The 21,493-nt window shown below is 71.0% G+C and carries 19 protein-coding genes; 8 read left to right on the top strand and 11 right to left on the bottom strand.

Annotation, left to right across the window (positions count from 1 at the left end; genetic code table 11):
• Window positions 1-190: 190 nt before the first annotated feature.
• The 7 genes from ACGFZA_RS12180 to ACGFZA_RS12150 form a co-directional block, all read right to left on the bottom strand.
• Window positions 191-976 (bottom strand): ABC transporter ATP-binding protein, encoded by a 786-nt coding sequence (locus tag ACGFZA_RS12180; RefSeq protein ID WP_385278699.1) that lies wholly within the window; start codon window positions 974-976, stop codon window positions 191-193.
• A complete protein-coding gene (locus ACGFZA_RS12175) occupies window positions 969-1,898 on the bottom strand; it encodes an ABC transporter permease (protein WP_385278697.1) in 930 nt (309 codons plus the stop codon). Before ACGFZA_RS12175 ends, ACGFZA_RS12180 begins: the two co-directional genes overlap by 8 nt.
• 107 nt (window positions 1,899-2,005) lie before the next feature.
• Window positions 2,006-2,878 (bottom strand): glycosyltransferase family 2 protein, encoded by an 873-nt coding sequence (locus ACGFZA_RS12170; protein WP_385278840.1) that lies wholly within the window; start codon window positions 2,876-2,878, stop codon window positions 2,006-2,008.
• Window positions 2,879-2,886: 8 nt separating this feature from the next.
• Window positions 2,887-3,666, bottom strand: coding sequence for a CDP-alcohol phosphatidyltransferase family protein (locus ACGFZA_RS12165; RefSeq protein ID WP_385278695.1), 780 nt, complete (start codon window positions 3,664-3,666; stop codon window positions 2,887-2,889).
• Entirely contained in the window at window positions 3,644-4,705 is a 1,062-nt protein-coding gene (locus tag ACGFZA_RS12160; protein ID WP_385278693.1) for an iron-containing alcohol dehydrogenase family protein, read from the bottom strand. The genes ACGFZA_RS12165 and ACGFZA_RS12160 overlap by 23 nt, the downstream gene beginning before the upstream one ends.
• Entirely contained in the window at window positions 4,693-5,430 is a 738-nt protein-coding gene (locus ACGFZA_RS12155; RefSeq protein ID WP_393678807.1) for a sugar phosphate nucleotidyltransferase, read from the bottom strand. Before ACGFZA_RS12155 ends, ACGFZA_RS12160 begins: the two co-directional genes overlap by 13 nt.
• Window positions 5,427-7,229, bottom strand: a complete 1,803-nt coding sequence (locus tag ACGFZA_RS12150) for a DUF5941 domain-containing protein (RefSeq protein ID WP_393678806.1) — start codon at window positions 7,227-7,229, stop codon at window positions 5,427-5,429. The genes ACGFZA_RS12155 and ACGFZA_RS12150 overlap by 4 nt, the downstream gene beginning before the upstream one ends.
• Before the next feature lie 271 nt (window positions 7,230-7,500).
• Between ACGFZA_RS12150 and galE the strand changes: the two genes are divergently transcribed.
• From galE to idi, 4 genes are all read left to right on the top strand, one after another.
• Window positions 7,501-8,484: a UDP-glucose 4-epimerase GalE gene (galE, locus tag ACGFZA_RS12145; protein WP_385278687.1), complete on the top strand. Its 984-nt coding sequence runs from the start codon at window positions 7,501-7,503 to the stop codon at window positions 8,482-8,484.
• A 215-nt stretch (window positions 8,485-8,699) separates the two neighbouring features.
• Entirely contained in the window at window positions 8,700-9,641 is a 942-nt protein-coding gene (locus tag ACGFZA_RS12140; protein WP_393678805.1) for a cation diffusion facilitator family transporter, read from the top strand.
• A 73-nt stretch (window positions 9,642-9,714) separates the two neighbouring features.
• Window positions 9,715-10,293 carry a GNAT family N-acetyltransferase gene (locus ACGFZA_RS12135; protein WP_393678804.1) on the top strand — a complete coding sequence of 193 codons (579 nt, stop codon included), beginning with the start codon at window positions 9,715-9,717 and terminating at the stop codon, window positions 10,291-10,293.
• 147 nt (window positions 10,294-10,440) lie between these two features.
• Window positions 10,441-11,034, top strand: a complete 594-nt coding sequence (idi, locus tag ACGFZA_RS12130) for an isopentenyl-diphosphate Delta-isomerase (protein ID WP_385278681.1) — start codon at window positions 10,441-10,443, stop codon at window positions 11,032-11,034.
• Between the two features lie 24 nt (window positions 11,035-11,058).
• On the opposite strand, the gene ACGFZA_RS12125 is transcribed toward idi, so the two are convergent.
• Together ACGFZA_RS12125 and ACGFZA_RS12120 are read right to left on the bottom strand one after the other, a co-directional pair.
• Entirely contained in the window at window positions 11,059-11,514 is a 456-nt protein-coding gene (locus ACGFZA_RS12125; RefSeq protein WP_393678803.1) for an ATP-binding protein, read from the bottom strand.
• Between the two features lie 134 nt (window positions 11,515-11,648).
• Window positions 11,649-12,272: an HdeD family acid-resistance protein gene (locus ACGFZA_RS12120; protein WP_385278677.1), complete on the bottom strand. Its 624-nt coding sequence runs from the start codon at window positions 12,270-12,272 to the stop codon at window positions 11,649-11,651.
• 80 nt (window positions 12,273-12,352) lie between these two features.
• On the opposite strand from ACGFZA_RS12120, the gene ACGFZA_RS12115 reads away from it, so the two are divergent.
• The 3 genes from ACGFZA_RS12115 (at window position 12,353) to ACGFZA_RS12105 (ending at window position 16,797) form a co-directional block, all read left to right on the top strand.
• The gene (locus ACGFZA_RS12115; protein ID WP_393678802.1) at window positions 12,353-13,132 is read left to right on the top strand and encodes an enoyl-CoA hydratase/isomerase family protein; all 780 of its coding nucleotides are present in this window, start codon (window positions 12,353-12,355) and stop codon (window positions 13,130-13,132) included.
• A 194-nt stretch (window positions 13,133-13,326) separates the two neighbouring features.
• Window positions 13,327-14,184 carry a hypothetical protein gene (locus ACGFZA_RS12110; RefSeq protein ID WP_385278673.1) on the top strand — a complete coding sequence of 286 codons (858 nt, stop codon included), beginning with the start codon at window positions 13,327-13,329 and terminating at the stop codon, window positions 14,182-14,184.
• 156 nt (window positions 14,185-14,340) lie between these two features.
• Window positions 14,341-16,797 (top strand): Tex family protein, encoded by a 2,457-nt coding sequence (locus ACGFZA_RS12105; RefSeq protein ID WP_393678801.1) that lies wholly within the window; start codon window positions 14,341-14,343, stop codon window positions 16,795-16,797.
• Between the two features lie 151 nt (window positions 16,798-16,948).
• Here the strand turns inward: ACGFZA_RS12105 and ACGFZA_RS12100 are convergent, their stop codons facing one another.
• Window positions 16,949-18,586, bottom strand: a complete 1,638-nt coding sequence (locus ACGFZA_RS12100; protein WP_385278669.1) for an ABC-F family ATP-binding cassette domain-containing protein — start codon at window positions 18,584-18,586, stop codon at window positions 16,949-16,951.
• Window positions 18,587-18,752: 166 nt separating this feature from the next.
• Between ACGFZA_RS12100 and ACGFZA_RS12095 the strand changes: the two genes are divergently transcribed.
• Window positions 18,753-19,715: an FAD-dependent oxidoreductase gene (locus ACGFZA_RS12095; protein WP_393678800.1), complete on the top strand. Its 963-nt coding sequence runs from the start codon at window positions 18,753-18,755 to the stop codon at window positions 19,713-19,715.
• Window positions 19,716-19,742: 27 nt separating this feature from the next.
• Here ACGFZA_RS12095 and ACGFZA_RS12090 read toward each other — a convergent pair whose 3' ends face one another.
• Window positions 19,743-21,488 (bottom strand): BCCT family transporter, encoded by a 1,746-nt coding sequence (locus tag ACGFZA_RS12090; RefSeq protein WP_385278665.1) that lies wholly within the window; start codon window positions 21,486-21,488, stop codon window positions 19,743-19,745.
• Window positions 21,489-21,493 lie beyond the last annotated feature (5 nt).

Below are 21,493 nucleotides of genomic sequence, written 5' to 3'. Positions count from 1 at the left end.
TGTGCGCTGTCAACTTTCCCCTTGCGCAAGGAAATTGACGTCATCCGGCGGGAGGAGATCTTCCCGGGCGCCGTACGACGAGCCGTGGAGGCCCGGGCCGGCCCCACGATCCGGAAGCAGGAGCAAAGCAGTGGCCTCCGCCGGAAAAGCTCCGGCGGAGGCCACTGCGGTACGCGAAAGCGGCGGCGCCCTACTTGCCCGTCTCGCGCTCGTACGCCTTGAGGACCTCGTCGGTCGGTCCGTCCATCAGCAGTTCGCCCTTCTCCAGCCAGAGCACCCGGTCGCAGGTGTCCCTGATCGACTTGTTGCTGTGACTGACCAGGAAGACGGTGCCGGCCTCCTTGCGGAGCTCCCGGATGCGCGCCTCGGAGCGGATCTGGAACTTGCGGTCACCGGTCGCCAGCGCCTCGTCGATCATGAGGACGTCGTGGTTCTTGGCGGCGGCGATGGAGAAGCGCAGCCGGGCGGCCATACCGGAGGAGTACGTCCGCATCGGCAGGGTGATGAAGTCGCCCTTCTCGTTGATGCCGGAGAAGTCGACGATGCTGTCGTAGCGTTCCCGGATCTCCTCGCGGCTCATGCCCATGGCGAGCCCGCCGAGCACGACGTTGCGCTCACCCGTCAGGTCACTCATCAGCGCCGCGTTCACACCGAGCAGCGAGGGCTGCCCGTCCGTGTACACCTTGCCGCTCTCGGTCGGCAGGAGTCCGGCGATGGCCCGCAGCAGCGTGGACTTGCCGGAGCCGTTCGTCCCGATGAGGCCGATGGCCTCGCCCCGGTACGAGGTGAAGGAGACACCGCGCACGGCGTGCACCTTGCGGACCCCGCGCTCCTCACCCTTGCCGCGGCGCAGTATCCGGCTCAGTGCCGCGGTGGCGCCGCCCTTGCCACCGCCGCTGCCGTTGACGCGGTACACGATGTGCACGTCGTCGGCGATCACGGTGGGGACGCGCCCCGCGGTGTTGTCCTCAGCCACGGCCGTACCGCTCCTCTGCCTTCCAGAAGTACACGAAGCCACCGGCACCCACCAGGAGCGCCCAGGCCAGTCCCACCACCCAGACGTGCGCCGGCAGGTTCTCGGAGCCGTAGCCGTCGATCAGGGCGAACCGGACCAGGTCCATGTAGATGGCCGCCGGGTTGTACTGCAGCACATCACCGATCCAGGCCGGCTTGTCCGCGAGCATCACCGGGATGGAGAACATGACGCCCGAGGCGTACATCCAGGTTCGCATGACGAACGGCATCAGCTGCGCCAGGTCGGGCGTCTTGGACCCGAGCCTCGCCATGATCAGCGCCAGGCCGGTGTTGAAGAAGAACTGCAGGACCAGCGCGGGAATCACCAGCAGCCAGGAAAGCCTCGGATAGCTGCCGAATCCCACGGTCACGGCGACCAGCACGATCATCGAGTACAGCAGCTGCTGGAGCTGCTGGAGCGAGAACGAGATGGGCAGCGAGGCGCGCGGGAAGTGCAGCGCCCGCACCAGGCCGAGGTTGCCGGAGATGGCGCGGACCCCTGCCATCACCGAGCTCTGGGTGAAGGTGAAGACGAAGACCCCGGTCACCAGGAAGGGGATGAAGACCTCCTGCGTCATCCCCCTCTTGGTGCCGAGGATCAGACCGAAGATGAGGAAGTACACCGCGGCGTTCAGGAGCGGGGTGGCCACCTGCCACAACTGGCCCAGCTTGGCCTGGCTGTACTGAGCGGTCAGCTTGGCACGGGAGAACGCCATGATGAAGTGGCGTCGCCCGCGGAGCTGGCGCAGGTACTCGAAGAGCCCGGGCCGGGCGCCGCTGACCGTCAGACCGTGCTTCGCGGCCAGCTCGGCAGGGCTCAGGCCGTCGTCGGCCGATGGCGGGGTGCTCAACGCAACAGCACCGTCATGGGTTGTGTCACTCACCAGATGAAACTCTCGTATTCACATCGCGCAGCCAGTCGCGGGCGCGGCTCAGGGCGGACAGGTCCCGACAAGAAAACTTACGCCTCATGCTCCCAGAGGCGCACCTCTCAGATCACCGGAGGGCGGCCGAGCCTGGTCAGCCGCCACACCGTACGCCACTTCATCGGACGGCGCGGCCCGCAGGGAGTCGACCAGCCCTCGCGGAAGCCGCCGAACCATGCCTTCAGCGCAGGGCCCGAGGGCTTGCGGAGCAGGGTCAGCAGCAGCCACACGCCGAGATAGACGGGGACCAGGGGCGCGGGCAGATTGCGCCGCGCCAGCCAGACCCGGTTCCGGGCCACCATGCGGTGGTAGACGGCGTGCCGGGAGGGAGCGGTCGTGGGGTGGTTGAGGACCATGTCCGCGCGGTAGTCGATCTGCCAGCCGGCGTCCAGGGCCCGCCAGGCGAGGTCGGTCTCCTCGTGCGCGTAGAAGAAGTCGCCGGGCAGCGGGCCGACCTCGGCGATGACCCTCGTGCGTACGGCGTTGGCGCCGCCGAGGAAGGTCGTCACCCGCGAGGAGCGCATCGGGTCGGCGGCGCGCAGCCGCGGCACGTGGCGGCGCTGGGTTTCGCCGGTGTCGGGGTCGGCGATCCGGAAGCTGATGATGCCGAGCCTCGGATCGGCCTCGAACGCCTGGCGGCACAGCTCGGCGGTGTCGGTGAGCGGCAGATGCCCGTCGTCGTCGAGGAAGAGCAGGGCGTCGACGTCGGCGCCGGAGGGGCCGAAGGCCTCGATGCCCACGTTGCGGCCGCCGGGGATTCCCAGGTTCTCGGGCAGCTCGACGGTCCGCACGCCCGCGGGGACGTCCGGGACGGCGGAGCCGTTGCCCACGACGACCACCTCGATGCGGTCGCCGTCCTGGCCGGCGACCGAATCGAGCAGGGCACGCAGCTCGGCCGGGCGGTTACCCATCGTGATGATGACCGCGCCGAGTTTCATGGGGGTGCTCACTTCAGCCTGCTCGATGCCAGAACCGACACGAGATGGAGGAGGGTCTGCAGCAGCGCGATGCCGGCCAGTACCGCGACCGCGAGGCGGCTGAAGAAGAGGTCGTCCCGGACGGCGTCCAGGACGGCCGCGACCAGAATGACCAGCGACGCCTCGACGCACAGGATCAGCCGGTGGAACTTGAGCGCGCCGGCGGCCCGGCGGGCGAGCGCCATGCCGGACGAGCGCGGCTCGGAGGCGGCCTCCTTGACGGGCGGCAGCCCGCCCTGGTGGCGTGCGACGCCGACCAGGTCGGTCTCGGCCTTGATCAGGATGGCGCCGAGTGCGGCGAGCGTGCCCAGGAAGGCCCACAGCCAGTCGATGCGCCCGGTGCCCCACAGGTCCGCGGCGCGCAGGCCGAAGCCGACCAGAACGGCGGCGTCACACAGGTAGGCGCCGACCCGGTCCAGATAGACCCCGCCCAGGGAGAACTGCTGCTTCCAGCGGGCGAGCTCGCCGTCGACACAGTCCAGCAGGAGATAGAGCTGGACCATGAGGACGCCGAGCAGCGCACCGGGGATGCCCGGGACGAGCAGGGCCGGGGCGGCGAGCACACCGGCGACGGTCATCAGGTAGGTCAGCTGGTTGGGCGTCACCTTGGTGTTCACCAGGTACCGGTCCACGCGCAGTGAGACTTCGCGCATATATATCCGGCCCGCCCAGTGTTCGCCACTGCGCCGGTCCTTGACGCCCGGGGGGTGAACGACGGGACGGAGTTCAGCTACTGATGGTCTTGGCATAGTCGGCGTACGCGTCCCTGATCTGGTCGGTGGACAGGTTGAGGTGCTCCAGGACGGTGAAGCGTCCCGGGCGGGTCTGCGGCGCGTAGTCGACGGCCCGCACGAACTCGTCGGCGGTGAAGCCGATCTGTTCGGGCAGGACCGGCAGACCGTGCCGGCGGAGCACGTCGGCGAAGAGCCCGGACTGCTCGCGGGCGCCCCGCAGGTGCATGGCGAAGGCCGCGCCGAGGCCGACCTGCTCGCCGTGACTGGCGGCGCGCTTGGGGAAGAGCAGGTCGAAGGCGTGACTGATCTCGTGGCAGGCGCCGGACGACGGGCGGGTGTCCCCGCTGATCGAGATGGCGATGCCGGAGAGCACCAGCGACTCGGCGAGGACCGTGAGGAACTCGTCGTCGGCGACGGTGCCGGGATGCCGCAGGACGGCTTCGCCGGCGGTACGGGCCATGGCGGCGGCCAGTCCGTCGATCTGCTCACCGTTGACCCGGTGCGACAGTTCCCAGTCGGCGATCGCGGAGAGGTTGGAGATCGCGTCGCCGACGCCGGAGCGCACGAAGCGGTCGGGGGCCTCGCGGATCACCGTGAGGTCGATGACCATGGCGATCGGCATCGGGACGCCGTAGGAGCCCCGGCCGTTGTCGTTGTCCAGGGTCGCGACGGGCGAGCAGAGGCCGTCGTGGGCGAGGTTCGTGGCGACCGAGACCAGCGGCAGGCCGACCCGGGCCGCGGCGTACTTCGCCACGTCGATGATCTTCCCGCCGCCGAGACCGACGACGGCGTCGTAGCGCTTGCCCTTTATGGCGTCGGCCAGTTCCACCGCGGAGTCGATGTTGCCCCCGGCCACGCAGAACCAGTCGGCGCCCGGGAGAGCCGGGGCGAGCTTCTCGCGCAGCGCCTGTCCCGAGCCGCCGCTGATGGCGATCGCGAGCCGGCCGGACGAGGAGATCCGCTGGTCCACGAGGAGACCGGCCAGGTCGTCCATGGCGCCCCGGCTGATGTCGACGAAGACCGGGGAGGGGATGAGTCGGGTCAGTACCGGCACGCGATCTCCCTGCCGCGGGCGAGGTCGTCGTGGTTGTCGATCTCGACCCAGGTCACCTCGCCGATGGGGGCCACGTCGACGGTGAAGCCGCGGTTGACGAGCTCCTGGTAGCCGTCCTCGTAGTAGAGGTCGGGGTCACGCTCGAACGTCGCCCGGAGTGCGTCGGCGAGCTCCTCGGCGGCCTCGGCCTCGATGAGGGTGACGCCGATGTACTCGCCGGTGGCGGTGGCCGGGTCCATCAGCTTCGTGATCCGACGAACACCCTTGTCACCGTCGGTGATGACCTTCATCTCCTCGTCGGCGAGGTTCTTCACCGTGTCGAGGGCGAGGATGATCTTCTGGCCGTTGCCGCGCGCGTCCAGCAGGGTGCGCTCGACGGAGACCGGGTGCACGGTGTCGCCGTTGGCCAGGATCACGCCGCGCTTGAGGATCTCGCGGGCGCACCACAGGGAGTAGGCGTTGTTCCACTCCTCGGCCTTGTCATTGTCCACGAGGGTGAGGGAGAGGCCGTACTTCGCCTCCAGCTCCTCCTTGCGGTCGTAGACGGCTTCCTTGCGGTAGCCGACGACGATCGCGACCTCGGTGAGACCGATCTCGGCGAAGTTGGCCAGCGTGAGATCGAGGACGGTCTTCTCGCCGTCCACCGGCACGAGAGCCTTCGGAAGCGTGTCGGTGTAGGGGCGCAGGCGCCGTCCTGCGCCGGCTGCCAGTACGAGGCCGATCATGCGAGTTCTCCTTCGTCGTGAACGGCGGGCGCCCCGGAGGACACCCAGAAGCGGATGGACTCCACCAGAACGACCAGGGCCACGGCCACCGCGAGGGCGGTGAGAGCCACGGTGAAACCGGAGGCTCCCGTGGTGACGGCGGCGAATACGGCCACCACCAGCGTCCGGCCCTCGTGCCCGCCGATCGTGCGCACCAGCCACTGGGGCGGGGCGCCGGTGCCGCCTCGAATGCGGTACACCGTGTCGTAGTGATGGTAGGCGACCGCCGAAACGAGGCCGAAGGCCGCGGGCAGCGCCCCGTCGATGTCGCTGCGTGCCGCCAGGATGAGGACCGTGCAGTACTCCGCCGCGCGGAAGACGGGGGGCAGGAGCCAGTCGAGCGCGCCCTTGAGCGGGCGAGCCACGGCGATGCCCGAGCAGATCGCGTAGAACACCGCGGCAGCGATCATCTGGCGGCTGCCGAAGGGCTGCTGCAGTGCGGCGGCGATCAGTGCGCCGGTCCCGACGACCGCCACCACCGGGGCGCTCCAGGCGCCGGGGATCCGGGGCCCGCGGGCCGCCACGAGCTGGGCGATCGGGCCGGAGTCGGCCAGGTCGGCGAGGGCCTGGGCGGCGCGGTCGGTGCGGCGGGCCTTGCGGGTCAGGGACCGCAGCAGCCGGCCGGCCGTGGTGTAGCAGGCGGCGAAGGCGCAGCCGACGAGCAGGGCGTAGAAGACGATCCTCGGGGTGGTCAGCGCCGTCAGTACGGCGATCATCGCCCAGCGCTCACCGATCGGGAGCACGATTATGCGGCGCACCCAGTGGGTCCAGCCGACGCTGTCGAGCCTGTCCGAGAGTGCGGCCGTGGGGCTGGCGTTCGCGACCGCGTCCTGGTTCGCCTCGCTGAACGAGAAGTCGATGACGTGACGGCAGGACTGGAGCACCATCGCGCCGAGGGCCAGCGCCCAGACGTCGTCTCCACCGCGGGCGGCACCGAGGGCGAGGCCCGCGTAGTAGGCGTACTCCTTGGCCCGGTCGAAGGTGGCGTCCAGCCACGCGCCCATCGTCGAGTACTGCAGCGAGTAGCGGGCGAGCTGCCCGTCGGTGCAGTCCAGTACGAAGGAGAAGAGGAGCAGCAGCCCGGCGGCGACGTATCCGCCACGGGTGCCGGTGGCCGCGCAGGCCGCCGCGACCAGCGCGGTCAGCAGGGACGCGGTGGTGACCTGGTTCGGGGTGAACCCGCGGCGCGCGCACCAGCGGGCGATGTAGCGCGAGTACGGGCTGATGCAGTAGGTGGTGAAGAAGCCGTCGCGGGCCTTCACGGCGCTGCGCAGCCGGACCGCCTCGTCGTCGACCGCGGCGATGCCGGACCGCGCGGTGGCGCGTGCGGCCTCGTCCGCCGGCACGGCGGCGACGAGCGAGCCGAGCTCCGGACGCTGGACCGCGGTGCCCTCGGCGTCCATCGTGGCCGCGAGCCGCCCGGGGACGGTGCGGTCGGTCACCTCGACTGTGGTGCCGGGCGGACCGGTGGGGACACCGGCGCCGACCGCCTCGGTGGTGATGCGCAGCGCGCGGACCAGGGCGGGGCGTGCCTCGGGCTGCGCGGTGAGCGCACCGGGCACGGCTGCGGCCGGGAAGCGGGGGTCGGTCAGTCCGAGCCGTAGGGCGTGAACATGACCGACGAAACGGGGATCGACGAGGGCGACGCGGCTCTCGGCCGGCACACCGGACAGCAACCGGACCGCCTCGGTGACGTCGGCGGCGATCTGTACGTCGAAGCCCAGCGACCTCAGATCATCCTGAAGCGACGATCCGGGCACCGGAGCACCTGTGAGAATGGCGGTCGACAGACGAACTCACTCCTTGGTGCTGACACGTCGGCGCGCGACAGTGCGGCCCTGAAATGCGGCCGGCGGCATGTCGGCAGAGGCTATCGGATGAACGGAGGCAGGAATTCACTGCCCGTTCGGGCTCCGTTCCGGGCGGAACGGCATCATGCGGTCCCGTTCGCGATCATCATCGTCGATGGTCGCCTCGCCTGACAAAACACGGGTACGGGGCAGCCCCCGGGTCGGCCGTAGTCTGACGGGCATGACATGGCTGATCACAGGCGGAGCTGGATATATCGGGGCACACGTGGTGCGGGCGATGCGAAGCGCCGGGGAGCGGGTGGTCGTGATCGACGACCTCTCGGCGGGCGATCCGGACCGGCTGCCGGACGACGTCCCGCTGGTCCGGGGCTCGGCGGCCGACCGCGCCCTGCTGGACCGGGTGCTCGCGGAGCACGAGGTGACCGGTGTGGTGCATCTCGCAGCGAAGAAGCAGGTCGGCGAGTCCGTCGAGAAGCCGCTCCTGTACTACCGGGAGAACGTCGCCGGGCTGAACGTCCTCCTGGAGGCCGTCGTGGCCGCCGGGGTGCGGCGCTTCCTGTTCTCGTCGTCGGCCGCGGTCTACGGCGTACCGGAGATGGAGCTCATCACCGAGGACGCCCCCTGCGTCCCGATCAATCCGTACGGGGAGACCAAGCTCGCCGGCGAGTGGCTGGTGCGGGCCGCAGGGAAGGCCCACGGACTGTCCACCGGCTGCCTGCGCTACTTCAACGTGGCCGGTGCCGCCGAGCCGCACCTGTCGGACACGGGCGTCTCGAACGTGATTCCCATGTTCTTCGACCGGCTGACCCGTGGCGAGGCGCCGCGGATCTTCGGTGACGACTACGCCACCCCCGACGGCACCTGCATCCGCGACTACATCCACGTGGCGGACCTGGCCGACGCCCACCTGGCCGTCGCCCGGCAGCTGGCCGCGCAGGACGGTCCCGGGGACCTGACCGTGAACATCGGCCGCGGCGAGGGCGTCTCGGTGCGCGAGCTCGCCGGTCTGGTCGCGGAGATCACCGGCCGCGAGCTGAAGCCGGAGATCGGTCCGCGCCGGGCCGGGGACGCAGCGAAGGCCGTCGCCTCCTGCGAACGGATGTCCGGTGAGCTGGGCTGGACGGCCCGGCGCGGGGTGCGGGAGATGGTCGGGTCGGCCTGGCAGGGCTGGCTGCTGCACCATCCCGTGACGTCCGCGCCGTAGGACCGTGCGATCGGGTCGGCCCGGCATGGTCCGAACGAGAGGTACCAGGCGGCCGTACGGGCAGCTCAACTGCTCTGACCTGCGACCATTTCCGCAGGTCAGAGCAGTTGACAACGGTGTTCAGTGCCGTGTTGCCCGATACCCCCCACCCGTAGTTCACTGACAGTGCCCGGGCCGTTCGCGTCCGGGCCCGCAGACGACCGGGAGGCGTCCCCATGGGGGCAGGGCACGATCACGGACACGCGCACGGAGGGCCGCCGCCCACCGGCACGGCAGCCGCCGCGTACAAGGGGCGGTTGCGGATCGCGCTGGGCATCACCCTCGCCGTGGCGGTCATGGAGGTCGCCGGAGGCGTCCTGTCGGGCTCCCTCGCGCTGATCGCCGACGCGGCCCACATGGCGACCGACGCCCTCGGGCTGGGCATGGCCCTGCTGGCGATCCATTTCGCCAACAAGCCGGCCGGGCCGAACCGGACCTTCGGCTACGCCCGTGCCGAGATCCTCGCCGCGCTGGCCAACTGCGTCCTGCTGCTCGGGGTGGGCGGCTATCTGCTCTTCGAGGCGGTGGAGCGTTTCATCACCCCGGCCGAGACCAGGGGCGGGCTGACGATCGCCTTCGCCCTGGTCGGCCTGGTCGCGAACATGGTGTCGCTGTCGTTGCTGGTCCGCGGGCAGAAGGACAGCCTCAACGTGCGCGGTGCCTACCTGGAGGTGCTCGCGGACGCCCTGGGCTCGGTCACCGTGCTGGTCTCGGCGGGCATCATCCTGGCGACCGGCTGGCAGGCCGCGGACCCCGTCGCCTCGCTGGTCATCGGGCTCATGATCGTCCCGCGGACGGTGAAGCTGCTCCGCGAGACGTTGAACGTACTGCTGGAGTCGGCGCCCCCGGGAGTCGACATGGGAGAGGTGCGGGACCACATCACGGCCCTGCCCGGGGTGCTGGACGTCCATGACCTGCACGCCTGGACGATCACCTCGGGGATGCCGGTGCTCTCGGCCCATGTGGTGGTGCAGCAGGAGTTCCTCGACTCGATCGGGCACGAGAAGCTCCTGCACGAACTGCAGGGCTGCCTCGGTGACCACTTCGACGTCGAGCACTGCACCTTCCAGCTGGAGCCGAGTGGCCACGCCGAGCACGAGGCGAAGCTCTGTCACTGAGGCGCGGGGCCTGATGAGCCCACGGTGTAGGGTTTTGGCGGCGTTGTACGAAACACTCAAGGGTTGCCGCACGTTGACGGACGACGATCACTCCCCGAACGACTCATCCCCTCACGACCACGGTTCACGGCATCCGCACTCCGGCGGCCACTGGACGGCCCGTCCCGAGACGGCCGCCGACACCGCGGCCGTGCACGCCGTCAACGCCGCCGCGTTCCCGACGGAGGCAGAGGCCGATCTGGTCGACGCCCTGCGCGAGGACCCGTCGGCCTGGCTGCCCGGGCTCTCGTACGTCGTCGAGGCGCCCGACGGCTCCCTCGCCGCCTGCGCCCTGCTGACCCGCTGCCGGGTCAAAGGCGCGCCCGCGCTGGCGCTCGCCCCGGTGGCCACCCTCCCGGAGTACCAGCGCAGGGGCGCCGGACAGGCCGCGGTCCGGGCCCTGCTCGATGCCGCACGGCGGAGCGGCGAGACGCTGGTCCTGGTGCTCGGCCATCCCGAGTACTACCCGAGATTCGGTTTCGTGCCCGCTTCGCGGTACGGAATCCGGCCGGGCTTCGAGGTGCCGGACGAGGCGATGATGGCCCTGGTCCTCGATGATTCCGCGCCTGTGCCGCAGGGCACGATTGAGTATCCGGCGGCCTTCGGCGTCTGACGCACCGTCCGGCCCCGCACCTCACCGACGGTGCGGCGGAGCCGGACATGCCAGGACCCGAAGTACGGACAAGCCGCTTTTGTACGGCAGACTTGAGCAGACTCGACGGGACCGGCGCACGGGGCCGGACCATAGCGAAGGATGGGTATGCCGACCACACCAGCCACCGCGGCGAACACCTCGTCGAACGGCGCAGCAGAAGCGATCATGCTCGAACTGGTCGACGAGAACGGCACCACCATCGGGACGGCGGAGAAGCTCGCAGCCCACCAGGCGCCCGGCCAACTGCACCGGGCGTTCTCCGTGTTCCTCTTCGACGAGCAGGGACGGCTGCTGCTCCAGCGCCGCGCACTCGGCAAGTACCACTCCCCCGGCGTCTGGTCCAACACCTGCTGCGGCCACCCGTATCCGGGCGAGGCGCCCTTCGCCGCCGCCGCCCGGCGGACGTACGAGGAACTGGGCATCTCGCCCTCACTGCTGGCCGAGGCGGGGACGGTGCGTTACAACCATCCGGATCCCGCGTCGGGTCTGGTCGAGCAGGAGTTCAACCACCTCTTCGTGGGCATGGCCCAGGAGCGGCTGCGCCCGGATCCGGAGGAGGTGGGCGAGACGGCGTTCGTGACGGCCGGGGAGCTGACCGAGCGGCATGCCCGGGCCCCCTTCTCCGCCTGGTTCATGACCGTGCTGGACGCCGCCCGGCCGGCGATCAGGGAGCTGACCGGACCGGCTGCCGGCTGGTAGCCGCGGACCGCCGGCGTGGAGGGGTCACAGGCGGGTGCTGAGCGGCAGCGTCGCCCAGATGACCTTTCCGCCGCCTGCGGTGTGCTCCACGTCGCAGGTCCCGCCCGCTTCGCGGGTGAACTCACGGACCAGCAGCAGCCCGCGCCCCCCGGTCTGCGCGTAGTCCGTCTCCAGCGCCGTCGGCCGGTAGGGGTGGTTGTCCTCGACGGACACCCTGATCCAGTCGGCACCCACGGCGACCTCGACGGCGAGCTCCGGCGAGAGCAGCGCGGCATGCTTCACGGCATTGGTCGCCAGCTCCGAGACGATCAGGAGCAGCCCCTGGGCGATGTCCTCGTCGAGGGGAACGCCCTGGCGCTCCAGCAGATCGCGTACGGCGTGCCGGGCCTGGGGTACGGAGACGTCCGTGGCCGGGGCCGTGAACCGCCAGACTCCCTCGTACGACACGGGCCGGGCGGGGACACTCCCGCGGCTCTCCATTGTCCGGTACCCGCTCTCCACTCGATGGTGACTGCACGTCGAGTACAGGGTGCGGGGCGTAGTTGGTTCGGTCTGTGCCACTGAACAGAAGTCGACCCCAATCGACGGTTTTTGACCGAATCGGTGTGGGTGCGTCAGTTTTCGGACCGCTTCTGACCTTCCTCCGGAAGCTCTTCCCTGCCTTCATCGGGCGCCATCCGGTCCGAGACCATCGAGACGATCCGGCGGCCCCCGACACCGATCGCGATGAGCCCCAGCCCGTCGAAGAGCAGGGCGAGCGAGAAGAAGCAGCCGAGCACGTAGAGGCTGCTGTGCGGCCAGTCGAAGAGGACCAGCAGCCCGAGCAGCAGCCCGAAGGCGCCCTGGAGCAGCGTCCAGCCGAACTGGGGACCGCGCACCACGACGCTGCCGACGAGGCGGAACACCCCGCCCGTCAGGAAGAGCAGCGCGGCGAACATGGTCAGCGCCTCGGCGGTGCCGTGCGGGTGGCGGATGACGACGACTCCGGCGGCGATGTTCAGCGCCGCGACCACCACACCCAGCCAGAAGTAACTGGTGCCGCGCGACTGGATCGCGTGGAGCAGCCCGACCAGGCCGCCGATGAGCAGCAGCCAGCCGAAGAGGATCATCGAGGTGAGCGTCGCGACGCCCGTGTAGACGAGGCCCACCAGGCCGGCGACGACGAGCAGAACACCGAGCAGGGCCAGACCGCTGAAACTGCGGTGGAGCTTCCTGCCCTCCTTCACGGGATCAGCCACCAGAAGCTCCTCGGGGTGCGTACCTGCTGCGCGGCCCCTTCTTGATCATAGGTTCGAACGGCATGGATAGCATCCGGCGTATGGACCGTACGGAACCCCGGCTGGAGCACACCGTCACGGACGGCGTCGCCACCGTCGTCATCACCAACCCCGCCAAACGCAATGCGATGACGGCCGCCATGTGGCAGTCCCTGCCCGTGCTGCTCGAAGGGCTGGCCGCCGATCCCTCGGTGCGGGCCCTGGTGCTGACCGGCGCAGGCGACACCTTCTGCGCGGGCGCCGACATCTCCTCGCTCCGCGACCCCACGGGCGCCCCGCAGGGGCTCGCCGTGGCGGCCGAGGAGGCGCTGGCCCACTTCCCCCGGCCGACGCTCGCCGCGGTCCGCGGCTACTGCGTGGGCGGGGGCAGCCAGCTGGCGGCCGCCTGCGATCTGCGGTTCGCGGAGGAGGGGGCGTCGTTCGGCGTCACCCCGGCCAGGCTCGGGATCGTCTACGCCGCGTCGTCGACGCGGCGGCTGGTCGCGCTCACCGGGCCGGCGACGGCCAAGCACCTGCTGTTCTCCGGCGAGCTGATCGGGACGGACCGGGCGCTGCGGACGGGCCTGGTGGACGAGGTGCTGCCGGCGGGCGAGCTGGACAAGCGGGTCGACGCGTACGTACGGACCCTGGCGTCCCGGTCCCAGCTGACCCAGGCGGCGGCCAAGGAGTTCGCCGCGGGGCGCGTGGACCGGGACGCGCACTGGGCGGACCAGGCACGTCGCAGCGGCGACACCGCGGAGGGGGTCGCCGCCTTCCTGGAGCGCCGTCCGCCGCGCTTCACCTGGCCGGACGGGTCGGGCGCCCCCGCCGGCGGAGAATGAGGCGGCTCCCGGTGCGCACAGCGGCACGCCGCCCAGGACGCCGGACGACGTCCCGTCCCGGGCCCGATCCGCTGATCATCCCCGGCGGACCCGGGCAGGGCGCCTCCCCGCCTTTCCTGCCATCCCCGACTGCGGTGCACGTCACGGGCTCCCCGGGGTTCCGACACGTACCGACCAGTCGGTAACGTGCGGGCATGAGTACTCTTCCGCCCCGTGCCGGACGCCGCTGCCACAACGCCCTCAACCCCCTGCACTCCGCGTTCTACTTCTCCCCCGACCTCGGCAAGGAGTTCGGCGCGATCGGGATCGACGACGCCTCCGCCGCCTACTTCGCCACGCGCGCGGCGGCCATGGGCGCGGTCGGCCCGGGCACGGTCACCGCCACCTTCTACAACTTCAACCACGAGCTCGTGGCCAGGCACGTGCCCGCCGTCTGGGACATCGCCTCGCCCGAGACCGTCCTCGGGGCGCGGCTGCGCGCCGCCGACTCGACCTTGCGCCGGCTGCTCGGTGAGGAGATCATCGCCTCCCCCGAGATGGCCGAGGCCGCGCAGCTGGCCCTGCGCGCCACCGAGGGCTGTACGCGACACGCCCGGCCGCTCTTCGCCGCGCACGCCGATCTGCCGGTGCCGACGGAGCCGCACCTGGCGTACTGGCACGCCGCGACGCTGCTGCGCGAGCACCGCGGCGACGCCCACCTCGCCGCCCTCCTCGCGGCCGGGCTCGACCCGGTCGAGGCCCTGGTCAGCCACACCGCCACCGGCAAGGGCATGGCGCCGCGCTGGATCCTGGCCACCCGCGGCTGGCGGCGCACCGACTGGGACGACGCGTCCGCGCGACTGCGTGAACGCGGACTGCTCACCGCGGAGGGCGAGTTGACGGAAGCGGGCACGGCGCTGCGGGCCGGTCTCGAGGAGGCCACGGACCGGATGGACCTGGCCCCGTACGAGCACCTCGGCGGGGCGGGAGTGGCCCGGCTGACCGAGCTGGGCCGCGGATTCCTCGGCATCGCGCTGGCCGCCGGCGCGTTCCCTGCGGAGGCGACCGGCTGACGTCTCCCGGAAACGGGCGGCCGATATCCGAGGTGGCCGGGCGACACGGCGCCCGGCCACCCGGCAGAATGCAGGCGAGTGGCTCCGGACCGGCCCGCACGGCGGGCACCGGGCCCGACCAGCACAGCCAGCAGGAGAAGGCGAGTCGGTAGAACCGTGACGACGTCCATCGAAGGCAGGATCGCCGAGGAGCTCGGCGTACGTGAGCGACAGGTGAAGGCGGCCGTCGAGCTGCTCGACGGCGGATCGACCGTGCCGTTCATCGCGCGCTACCGCAAGGAAGCCACCGAGATGCTCGACGATGCGCAGCTGCGCACGCTCGAGGAGCGGTTGCGGTATCTGCGGGAGCTGGAGGAGCGCCGTACGGCGATCCTCGAATCCGTACGGGAGCAGGGCAAGCTCGACGAGGCGCTGGAGGCGCAGATCCGGGCGGCCGACACGAAGGCGCGCCTGGAGGACATCTATCTGCCGTTCAAACCGAAGCGGCGGACCAAGGCCCAGATCGCCCGTGAGGCAGGTCTCGAACCCCTCGCTTCGGGCCTGCTCGACGACCCGTCGACGGACCCGCTCGCCGCGGCCGCGGCCTTCGTCGACGCGGACAAGGGGGTCGCGGACGCCGCGGCGGCCCTGGAGGGCGCCCGCGCCATCCTCACCGAGCGGTTCTCGGAGGACGCCGACCTGATCGGCGGCCTGCGGGAGCGGATGTGGTCGCGCGGGCGGCTGACGGCCAAGGTGCGGGACGGCAAGGAGGAGGCCGGCGCCAAGTTCGCGGACTACTTCGACTTCGCCGAGCCGTTCACCGCGCTGCCCTCGCACCGGGTGCTGGCGATGCTCCGGGGCGAGAAGGAGGACGTCCTCGACCTGGTCCTGGAGCCGGAGGAGCCGTCCGAGACGCCGGGACCGTCGTCGTACGAGAACATGGTGGCCCGCCGCTTCGGGGTGAACGACCGCGGGCGCCCCGGGGACAAGTGGCTGGGCGACACGGTGCGCTGGGCCTGGCGGACGCGGATCCTGGTCCACCTCGGGATCGATCTGCGGCTGCGGCTGCGCACCGCGGCGGAGGACGAGGCGGTGCGCGTCTTCGCTTCCAACCTGCGCGATCTGCTGCTCGCCGCACCGGCCGGGACGCGGGCCACGCTGGGGCTCGACCCGGGCTTCCGTACGGGAGTGAAGGTCGCCGTCGTCGACGCGACCGGCAAGGTCGTCGCGACGGATGTCATCTACCCGCATGTGCCGGCCAACAAGTGGGACCAGTCGCTCGCCAAGCTGGAGCAGCTGGCGAAGGCGCACGACGTGGACCTGATCGCGATCGGCAACGGCACCGCCTCGCGCGAGACCGACAAGCTCGCCGGTGAACTGTGCGACAAGCACCCGGAGTTGAAGCTCACCAAGGTGATGGTGTCGGAGGCGGGCGCTTCCGTGTACTCCGCCTCCGCCTTCGCCTCGCAGGAACTCCCGGACATGGACGTGTCGTTGCGCGGCGCCGTCTCGATCGCACGCCGCCTCCAGGACCCCCTGGCCGAGCTGGTGAAGATCGACCCGAAGTCCATCGGGGTGGGGCAGTACCAGCACGATCTGTCCGAGGTGAAGCTGTCGCGGTCGCTGGACGCGGTGGTCGAGGACTGCGTGAACGGGGTCGGGGTCGACGTCAACACCGCGTCGGCACCGCTGCTTTCACGGGTCTCCGGGATCGGGTCGGGGCTCGCGGAGAACATCGTGGCCCACCGCGACGCCAACGGTCCGTTCCGCTCGCGCAAGGGACTCAAGGACGTGGCCCGGCTGGGCCCGAAGGCGTACGAGCAGTGCGCGGGCTTTCTCCGGATCCGGGGGGACGACCCGCTGGACGCGTCCAGCGTGCACCCGGAGGCGTACCCGGTGGTCCGGGCGATGGTGAAGCGGACGGGGAGTGACGTCGCCTCGCTGATCGGCAACACGGGCGTGCTGCGGTCGATCCGGGCCGACGACTTCGTGGACGAGAAGTTCGGGCTGCCGACCGTCACCGACATCCTCAAGGAGCTGGAGAAGCCGGGCCGCGACCCGCGTCCGGCCTTCAAGACGGCCACCTTCAAGGAGGGCGTCGAGAAGATCGGCGATCTGGCCTCGGGAATGGTGCTGGAGGGCGTCGTGACCAACGTCGCGGCGTTCGGCGCGTTCGTGGACATCGGGGTGCATCAGGACGGCCTGGTGCACGTGTCGGCGATGTCGAGGACCTTCGTGAAGGACCCCCGGGACGTCGTGAAGCCGGGTGACATCGTGAAGGTCAAGGTCATGGAGGTCGACATCCCGCGGAAGCGGATCTCGTTGACCCTGCGGCTGGACGACGAGGAGGGTGCGGGTCGCGGTGCGGCGGCGGGCCCCGGCGCCACCGCCGGTGAACGCGGCGGGCGTCCGCCGCGGCAGCGGCAGGGCCAGGGACAGGGACAGGGCCCGTCGGGTGCGCGTGGCGGACAGGCCGGCGGTCAGGGCGGCCAAGGCCGTGACCGACGCGGCGGCGGTGGCAACGGCGGCGGCGCGCGCCAGGCTCCGGCCGCCGCGCCGGCGAACGGGGCGATGGCCGACGCGCTGCGGCGCGCGGGGCTGCTGGATCCGAAGCAAGGCGGCAAGAAGCGGTAGCGCCTGCGGGCGTGGGGCGGGGTGGGAAGGGGTGCGCCTGCGGCGGGCCTTCTCCCCGCCCCGCCCCTTCCCGTAACCGGGACCCCGCCCCCGGGACCCCGCTCCTCAATCGCCGGAGGGGCTGCGAAGAAAGGACGGGTGGGTGCGCCCGTCAGATCTCCGTCAGCCGGCCCGCGGCCACCTCGACGCGGCGCGTCGTGCGGACCGCCTCCAGCATCCGGCGGTCGTGCGTGACCAGCAGCAGCGTCCCCGTGTAGGAGTCGAGCGCGGACTCCAGCTGCTCGATCGCGGGCAGGTCCAGGTGGTTCGTGGGTTCGTCCAGCACCAGGAGGTTGACGCCACGCCCTTGCAGGAGGGCGAGCGCCGACCGCGTCCGTTCGCCCGGGGAGAGCGTGGTCGCGGGGCGCATCACATGGTCGGCACGCAGACCGAACTTAGCAAGGAGCGTACGGACCTCGGCGGGTTCCGTGTCGGGGACGGCCGCGCAGAACGCCTCCAGCAGGGACTCCGAGCCGTGGAACAGCTTCCGTGCCTGGTCGACCTCGCCGACGACCACACCCGAGCCCAGGCTCGCCTGCCCCGAGTCCAGCGGGAGACGGCCGAGCAGGGCTGCGAGCAGAGTCGACTTGCCGGCTCCGTTGGCGCCGGTGATGGCGACCCGGTCCGCCCAGTCGATCTGGAGCGAGGCCGGCCCGAACGCGAAGTCACCGAGGACCACCCGCGCCTCGCGCAGGGTGGCCACGACGGAGCCGGAGCGGGGGGCCGAGGCGATCTCCATCCGCAGCTCCCACTCCTTGCGGGGCTCGTCCACGACGTCGAGGCGCTCGATCATGCGCTGGGTCTGCCGGGCCTTCGCGGCCTGCTTCTCGCTCGACTCGCTGCGGAACTTGCGGGCCATCTTGTCCGAGTCGCCGGCCTTGCGACGGGCGTTCCTGACGCCCTTGTCCATCCAGGACCGCTGCATCAGGGCCCGGCCTTCGAGCGCCGAGCGCTTGTCCGCGTACTCCTCGAACTCTTCACGGGCGTGCCGGCGGGCCCGCTCGCGCTCCTCCAGGTAGGCCGCGTAGCCACCGCCGTACAGGTTGATCTGCTGCTGGGCGAGGTCGAGTTCGAGGACCTTGGTGACCGTCCGCATCAGGAACTCACGGTCGTGGCTGATGACGACCGTGCCGGCCCGCAGCCCGGCGACGTACCGTTCCAGCCGTTCCAGACCGTCCAGGTCGAGATCGTTGGTGGGCTCGTCGAGCAGGAAGACGTCGTAGCGCGAGAGCAGGAGCGAGGCAAGCCCCGCACGGGCTGCCTGACCGCCGGAGAGTGCGGTCATCGGCAGGTCGAGCCCGACCGTGAGGCCCAGGTCCGCGGCGACCTCCTCTGCCCGCTCGTCCAGGTCTGCGCCCCCCAGAGCGAGCCAGCGCTCCAGCGACTCGGAGTAGGCGTCGTCGGACCCGGGCGCCCCGTCGACGAGGGCCTGCGTGGCGGTGTCCATCGCGGCCTGGGCGTCGGCGACGCCCGTACGGCGGGCCAGGAACGCGCGCACGGTCTCGTCGGGGCGGCGCTCCGGTTCCTGCGGCAGGTGGCCGACCGTGGCGGTGGGCGGGGAGAGCCTCAGCTCGCCCTCCTCCGGCTGGTCGAGACCGGCGAGCAGCCGGAGCAGCGACGATTTACCGGCGCCGTTGACTCCGACGAGACCGATCACGTCACCGGGCGCGACCACGAGGTCGAGCTCGGCGAAGAGAGTGCGGTCGCCGTGTCCGGCGGCGAGGTCCTTGGCGACGAGAGTGGCAGTCATCAGGGTGCCGATCCTAATCGGCCGCCGGACCTCCCTGGACGCCCAGGCCGGTCCGGGCGTCCGGGGAGGTCCGGGCGTGCTCGGGGTGCCCGGCCCCGGGCGCGGGGTGTTCCCGTCCGGGGCCCGCGGTGAGCGCGACGTGGCGGACTTCCGTTAGCGTCCGGCCATGAACGAAGACGGCGCGGGCAGGAACGGCGGGGCAGCGGTGACTGAGGTGATCGTGGTGGGCGGCGGGGTCAGCGGCCTCACCACAGCGATGGTGCTCGCGGACCGCGGTCACCGGGTGCGGGTCTGGTCAGCGGCGCCGGCCGCGGCCACGACATCGGCGGTCGCGGGCGCCCTGTGGTGGCCGTACCGGATCGAGCCGCTGGACCGGGTGGGCGACTGGTCCCTGGCCACGCTGCGGTGGTACGAGGAGCTGGCCGCCCGGCCGCGGGAGACCGGTGTGCGGCTCGTCGCGGGCGTGCACCGGGGCGAACGGCTGGCCGCGCTCGGGGCATGGGCGGCGCAGCTGAACGATGTCGTGGAGACCGCCGAGGGGCTGCGGTGCCGCCTGCCCCTGATCGACATGCCCGTCCACCTGGGGTGGCTGGAGGAGCAGGTCAGGGCGGCCGGGGGCTCGGTGGAGCGGCGGACCGTCGCCTCGTTCGACGAGGCGGCCGCCCAGGCGTCGACGGTGGTCAACTGCACGGGGCTCGGCGCCCGGGAGCTGGTGCCGGATCCCGGGGTGCGGCCGGTGCGCGGTCAGCTGGTCCTGGTGGAGAACCCGGGGATCGAGGAGTGGTTCACCGAGGCGGACCCGGCGTCGAGCGAGACGACGTACTTCTTCCCTCAGCCGGGCCGGCTGGTGCTCGGCGGTACGGCCGGGACCGACGACTGGCGCACCGCGCCCGACCCCCTTACGGCACAGGAGATCGTGGCCCGGTGCGCCCGGATCCGCCCGGAGATCGCCGGGGCGCGCGTCATCGGACACCGGGTGGGACTGCGGCCGGCGCGGGATGCCGGGGTGCGGATCGAGGCCGGGTCGCTCCCGGGCGGCGGGCGCCTGGTGCACAACTACGGGCACGGGGGCGCGGGCGTGACGGTGGCCAGGGGATGCGCGGAGGCGGCGGCCCAGCTGGTGGGCTGAGCCGCCGCAGGCCGTGCGGACCACGAGTCATTCGCCCGCGGCCGTGGAGCCACCGGGCTCGTCGTGGCGCTCGGTGGTGACCTGACTGCCTCCGGGGCCGATCCTGATCTCGAAGTCGCCGTCGTACTTGGCGTGCCCCTCGATCACCGCGGACTCGACGGCTTCCACGCCGAACTCGCGGCGCACGATCAGCGGGTCCTCGCGCAGGTCCCGCATCAGGGCCACGCACATGCCGATCATCACGATGGTGAAGGGCGCCGCCACCAGAATGGTCAGATTCTGCAGCCCTTCCAGCGCGTTGCCCTTGCCGTTCCCGATGAGCAGCATGATCGCCGCCACGGCGCCGGTGACGACGCCCCAGAAGACGACGACCCACTTGGCCGGTTCGAGGATGCCCTTCTGGGAGAGGGTGCCCATCACGATGGAGGCGGCGTCCGCGCCCGAGACGAAGAAGATGCCGACCAGAACCATCACCAGCACACTCATCACGGTGGCGATCGGGAACTCGGCCAGGACGCCGAAGAGCTGGGCCTCCGGGGTGTCCGCCCCGCTCAGCCGGCCGGCCTCCTGGAGCTTGATGGCGGTTCCGCCGAAGATCGCGAACCAGACGAGGCTGACGGTACTCGGCACCAGGATGACTCCGCCGATGAACTGGCGGATCGTCCGGCCCCGGCTGATCCGGGCGATGAACATGCCCACGAAGGGCGTCCAGGAGATCCACCAGGCCCAGTAGAAGACGGTCCAGCTGCCCAGCCAGGTGGCCACCTTTCCTTCGCCGGTCGCCTCGGTGCGTCCGATGAGCTGGGGCAGATCACCGAGGTAGGCGCCCAGCGAGGTGGGCAGCAGATCCAGCACGATGATCGTGGGGCCCGCGATGAACACGAAGACGGCGAGAATCAGGGCGAGCACCATGTTGATGTTGGAGAGCCACTGGATGCCCTTCTCCACGCCGGAGACCGCCGAGGCGACGAAGGCGACGGTCAGCACGGCGATGATCAGGACCAGGAGTCCGGTGCCGGTCTTCTCCTGCCAGTTCAGTTCCTGGAATCCGCTGCCGATCTGGAGCGCGCCCAGGCCCAGCGAGGCGGCCGAGCCGAAGAGCGTGGCGAAGATGGCGAGGATGTCGATCAGTCGGCCGAAACCGCCGTGGGCGTGGCGGGCACCGATGAGCGGTTCGAAGACCGCGCTGATCGTCTGCCGCCTGCGCCGCCGGAAGGTGCTGTACGCGATGGCCAGCCCGACCACCGCGTAGATGGCCCAGGGGTGCAGCGTCCAGTGGAAGAGGGTGGTCGCCATCGCCGTCTGCAACGCCTCGGCGGCGTCGGCGGGATGGGTACCGGGCGGCGGGTCGGTGAAGTGTGCCAACGGCTCGCTGACCCCGTAGAACATCAGGCCGATGCCCATCCCGGCGCTGAACATCATCGCGACCCAGGACACGGTCCTGAACTCCGGATCCTCACCCTCCTGGCCGAGTGTGATCTTTCCGTACCGGCTGATGGCGAGCCACAGGGCGAAGACCACGAACCCGGTGGCGGCCAGCATGAACGCCCAACCACCGTTGTGGAGAAGACCGTTGAGCAGCGTGTCCGACACGTCCTCCAGCGAGTCGGTGGCGGTGGCCCCCCAGACCACGAAGGCGAGAGTGAGGACCGCGGCGACTCCGAACACCACCCGGTCGGTCGTGGGGCGCCGGTCCTGGCCCGGATCTCCGGGAAGATCCGCCGTGACCGACAGATCCCCCCTGCCGCCCGTTCTCTGATCGTCCTGCGACACGAATG

The organism is Streptomyces sp. NPDC048211 (assembly GCF_043202315.1).
Classification (GTDB): domain Bacteria; phylum Actinomycetota; class Actinomycetes; order Streptomycetales; family Streptomycetaceae; genus Streptomyces.
This window is presented reverse-complemented; position numbering and strand designations above follow the sequence as displayed.